This is a genomic window from Siccirubricoccus soli (assembly GCF_024178315.1).
GTDB lineage: Bacteria > Pseudomonadota > Alphaproteobacteria > Acetobacterales > Acetobacteraceae > Siccirubricoccus > Siccirubricoccus soli.
Genome location: NZ_JAMZIK010000041.1, coordinates 1 through 1,020, shown reverse-complemented (window position 1 = coordinate 1,020; position 1,020 = coordinate 1). Strand labels below are relative to the sequence as shown.

Annotated in this window: 1 pseudogene; it reads right to left on the bottom strand. The window is 67.6% G+C overall.

From position 1 onward, the window contains the following. Positions 1-213: 213 nt before the first annotated feature. A pseudogene (locus tag NJ376_RS07245) lies at positions 214-985 on the bottom strand (IS5 family transposase). Positions 986-1,020 lie beyond the last annotated feature (35 nt).

Below are 1,020 nucleotides of genomic sequence, written 5' to 3'. Positions count from 1 at the left end.
ATTGTCGGCGCCGCTCCAGCCCAGATCGCCCGGCTTGCCCAGGCAATGCGGCTCCATCCTCGACCACTGGGCATCCGTCAAAACACGCCGTTCCATCCCAAGCTCGAACCACACCCAGGAAGCTTCCGGAATACCCAATCTCAACAGACCCTAGGCCGTTGTTTTGCGAGCATCTTCACGCGTTCAGATGATTCCATCTGAACGCGATCTGCTCTAGTGCCTGTTAGGGAACCCTTCGAAGGCGGCGGGGAGGTAGAGGCTGCCGCTGAAGCTTGTGGCGGTTTTGTCGTAGCGGGTGGCGAGAGCGCGCCACTCTTTCAGCCTGGCCCACAGGTTCTCGATCTTGTGGCGCCTGCGATAGGCGGCGCGGTCGAAGTGCTGCCGCCTCGGATGGGTGGGGTTGGCGCGCACCACCGGCAGCGCGCCGGCTTCCATCACCAGGGCAATCCAGGCGGCCGAGGAATAGGCGGCATCGCAGACGACCCGCCCGATGTTGCCCAGCAGGGCGGCGATCAGCAGCAGCGCAGGAGCGACGCGCAACTCCGACGCCTGGCCTGGCCCGGGATCAGGGCGAAGCCGAGCGGGCGACCCTGCGCATCGCAGACCGTACAGGCCTTAGTGCCATAGCCGCTGCGCGAACGGCCAAGGGCCTGCGCCTTCGCCCCCCTTTGGCCCCGGCTGCCTTGGGGTGTGCCCGGATCGAGGTGCCGTCCAGGAAGACCTCGCCGAGGTCCGGCGCGCCGGCATCGCGCAGATGCGCGAAGGCACGCTCCCAGACCCCGGCCCGCGACCAGCGGATGTGCAACTGCGCCGCCTTCCACCAGGGGCCAAGCTCTGCTGGCACCGAGCGCCACTTGGCGCCGTTGCGCTGCCGCCAGATCACCGCCTCCACCGTCCGCCGCTCCTCAGCCAGAGGCCGCCCGGCCCCAGACCACGCCACATCCAGCGCCGCCTTCAGCCGCGCCCACTCACCGTCGCTCAGGATCGCCATCCCAAGACAACGAGCCAAACCCAATCGAT